The sequence below is a fragment of the Pseudomonas sp. MD195_PC81_125 genome (assembly GCF_014060985.1).
Taxonomy (GTDB): Bacteria; Pseudomonadota; Gammaproteobacteria; order Pseudomonadales; family Pseudomonadaceae; genus Aquipseudomonas; species Aquipseudomonas parakoreensis.
In genome coordinates, this window is sequence record NZ_JABULD010000685.1 from 1 (window position 1) to 3,413 (window position 3,413).

At 62.2% G+C, this 3,413-nt stretch carries 3 protein-coding genes; all 3 read left to right on the forward strand.

Features of this window, described 5'->3' with window-relative positions; all coding sequences use genetic code 11:
* The first annotated feature begins 139 nt into the window (after positions 1 to 139).
* The 3 genes from HT737_RS26915 to HT737_RS26925 all read left to right on the forward strand — a co-directional run bounded on the left by HT737_RS26915 (position 140) and on the right by HT737_RS26925 (position 3,344).
* Complete coding sequence (locus tag HT737_RS26915) at positions 140 to 1,024, forward strand: LysR substrate-binding domain-containing protein (protein WP_047293650.1); 885 nt, start codon at positions 140 to 142, stop codon at positions 1,022 to 1,024.
* 98 nt (positions 1,025 to 1,122) lie between these two features.
* Positions 1,123 to 2,244, forward strand: a complete 1,122-nt coding sequence (gene aguA / locus HT737_RS26920; protein WP_182404345.1) for an agmatine deiminase — start codon at positions 1,123 to 1,125, stop codon at positions 2,242 to 2,244.
* A gap of 2 nt (positions 2,245 to 2,246) precedes the next feature.
* The gene (locus HT737_RS26925; protein ID WP_182404346.1) at positions 2,247 to 3,344 is read left to right on the forward strand and encodes an extracellular solute-binding protein; all 1,098 of its coding nucleotides are present in this window, start codon (positions 2,247 to 2,249) and stop codon (positions 3,342 to 3,344) included.
* Positions 3,345 to 3,413 lie beyond the last annotated feature (69 nt).

Here is a 3,413-nt window from a genome sequence, read left to right on the forward strand (position 1 = left end):
ATTTTTTTGGTGTGCGCGACTTTGCCGTTCGACACAAAACCTGTGGGAGCTGGCTTGCCAGCGATGAACGATAACTCGGTCGCACTGGACGCCCACCGCCAGCCCGGTCAGCATGTCCCCAAAAAAGGCACCCCAACCCATGCGAAGACTCCCCTCACTGGCCGCCCTCAGAACCTTCGAATGCGCCGCCCGCCACGCGCATTTCGGCCGGGCTGCCGCCGAGTTGTGCGTCACCGACAGCGCGGTCAGCCACCAGATCCGTCAGCTCGAAGAGCAGCTCGGCGTCTCGCTGTTCATCCGCGAAGGCCGGCAGATCCGCCCGACCATCGCCGCCGGGCGCCTGATGCAGAGCCTGCAGCAGGCCTTTGAATTGATCGGCGAGGCCTGCGATGAACTGCGCGACCCATCCTCGCTGGCGGTCGTGCGTCTGGCGGTCACCGCCGAGCTGGCGCAGAAGTGGCTGGTGAACCGCCTCACCGATTTCTATGCGCGCTATCCGCACATCACCCTGCATCTCTACGAACAGCCGATCGACGCCAGCGCGCCCGGCGAGGACATTGATCTGGCGATCACCTATGGCACCGGACCTGTCGACAGCAGTTCCTGCTTCGTGCGGCCGTTGCCGGCGCTGCAATTCTTCCCGGTGTGCAGCCCCGGGCTGTTCAACCAGGGCGCTTTGAAGTCGCCGAAGGACCTGGTGCGCCATTGCCTGCTGCACGACGATCAGGATGGCAAGACCTGGACAACGTGGCTCACCAGCCACGCCGGCGATCTGCGCCCGCAGCGTCAGCTGTATTTCGCCCATGCCGGGTTGGCGCTGGAAGCGGCGGCGCAGGGGCAGGGCGTGGCGATGGGCGACAACCTCACCGCGCAAGAGGACCTGCTGAGCGGGCGACTGGTGCGGCCGTTCAGCGCGAGCATGACCGCGCTCGGCCAATACGCGCTGGTTTGCGAACGGCTGCGGCTGGAGCGTCCGGCGGTGGCGCAGATGCTCGAATGGTTCAACGATCAGTTGAGCGATTGATGAGTTGAATTCAACGGTTCCGCAATAATCATCGTTGGCGAGCCTGCCGGCCGCGACCTTAGCCTGTGGTCATTCCCCACCCAAGACGAGGTTTGACCATGGCACGTTTGCTCGACTCCACCCCCAAACACGACGGCTTCCGTCTGCCCGGCGAATTCGAAGCCAAATCCGGCTGCTGGCTAGGCTGGCCGGAGCGCACCGACGTGTGGCGCAACGGCGCGAAACCGGCGCAGAAAGTCTGGGTGCAGATCGTCACCGCCATCTCCTACAGCGAACCGGTCACGGTCTGCGCCTCCGCCGCGCAATTTGCCACCGCCCGCCGCCAATTACCGCCGCAAGTGCGCGTGGTCGAGATGACCTGCAACGACACCTGGTTTCGTGACAGCGGCCCCTGTTTTGTGGTCAATGATGAAAGCGGCGAAGTGCGTGGCGTCGACTTCGAGTTCAACGCGTATGGCGGGCTCGACGGTGGCCTGTATTACCCGTGGGACAAGGACGACCAGATCGCCAGCAAGATCCTCGAAATCGAACGCTTCGACCGTTACCGCGCACCGCTGATTGCCGAACTCGGCGGCATCCAGAGTGACGGTCAGGGCAGCATCCTCACCACTGAGCAATGTCTGCTCAACCGCAATCGCAACCAGCATCTGGGCAAGGACGAGGTCACTCGGCGCCTGACCGATTACCTTGGCGCCGAACAGGTGATCTGGCTGCCGCGCGGCTGCAAGTTCGACGAAACCGATGGCCATGTCGATGACCTCGCGTGCTTCGTGCGCCCCGGCGAAGTGGTGTTGCAATGGACTGACAACCGCGATGACCCGCAATGGGAAATCTATCAGGAGGCCTACGACATCCTGCGCAGCACCCGCGACAGTCGAGGTCGCGCGTTGATCGTGCACAAACTGCCGCAACCGGACGTGCTGGAGTGGACCGCCGAGGAAGCCGAAGGCCTCGATCAGCAGGACAGCACCCACACCCGTCAGGCCGGCACCAGAATCTGCGCGTCGTACATCAACTACTACGCCGGCAACAGTTCGATCGTGGTGCCACTGTTCGGTGATCGCAACGATCAAGTGGCCATGGCGACCCTGGCCGAACTGTTCCCGCAGCACCAGATTGTCGGCATCGAAAACTCCAGGGAAATCCTTCTCGGCGGCGGCAACGTCGCGTGCATCACCATGCCGCAATACGCCGGCACGCCAAACATCAAGGGGGTGTGATGATGGGCCTGCACAAACTGACTCAAGCGTTATTGCTGGTGCTCGCACCCCTGTGTGTGCAGGCCGCCGACACCGCCAGACCGGTGGTCAATCTGTACATCTGGGGCGAGTACCTGGCCCCGGATACGCTGAAGAATTTTGAAGCGCAGACCGGCATTCAGGTGGTCGCCGATCACTTCGATTCGCTGGAAACCGTGGAAACCAAACTGCTCACCGGGCGCAGCGGTTATGACCTGGTGCTGACCGCCGGCCAGCACCTGTCGCGGGCCATCGAGAGTGGTGCGATCCAGCCGCTGGACAAGGCGCAAGTGCCGCACTTTGCCGGGGTTGGCGAGGAGTTTCGCCAGCACATGGCGGTGTTCGATCCGGGCAACCGCTACGCCGGGATTTACGCCTGGGGAACCACGGGGGTGGGCTATCAGGAACAGGCGATCAAGCAGCGTCTGCCGCAGGCGCCGACCGACAGTTGGGCGATGCTGTTTGACCCGGCCGTGGTGGCGAAATTTGCCGATTGCGGGGTCAGTCTGCTCAACGATCCGAACGAAGTGTTCGCGGCGGTCATGAAGTACATGGGCCTGGACATCAACCGGCAGAACCTCGATGACCTGAAACTCGCCGAGCAGCAACTGGCGAAGATCCGCCCGTACATCCGTTACTTCGACAACGACCTGAACATCAGCGACCTGGCCAACGGCAACACCTGCGTGGCGATGTCATGGAACGGCAACGTGGCGATTGCAGCAGGGCAGGCGCAAGCGGCGAACAAGCCGTTCCAGCTCAGTTACCGCATCCCCAAAGAAGGTACGTTGATCTGGTTTGACGCCATGGTCATTCCCAAGGATGCGCCGCATCCGCAGGCCGGGCTGGCGTTGATGGATTATCTGATGACGCCTGAGGTGATCGCGCCGATCACTGACATCATCCACTACGCCAATGCGATCACGGCGGCGGATGCTTTGGTTGACGCGTCGATCCGCAATGATCCGGGGACGTATCCGTCAGCGGCGGTGCGGGCTTCGCTGTACAGCAAGAACGACAATGGCAAGGCGTTCAATCGGGCTTTGATTCGGGCGTTCAGCAAGTTGAAGTCAGGTCTGTGATTTGAGGTTGAATCAACTGGTGCCTTCGCGAGSSAGGCTCGCTCCCACCTTTGCAATGCATTCCCCTGT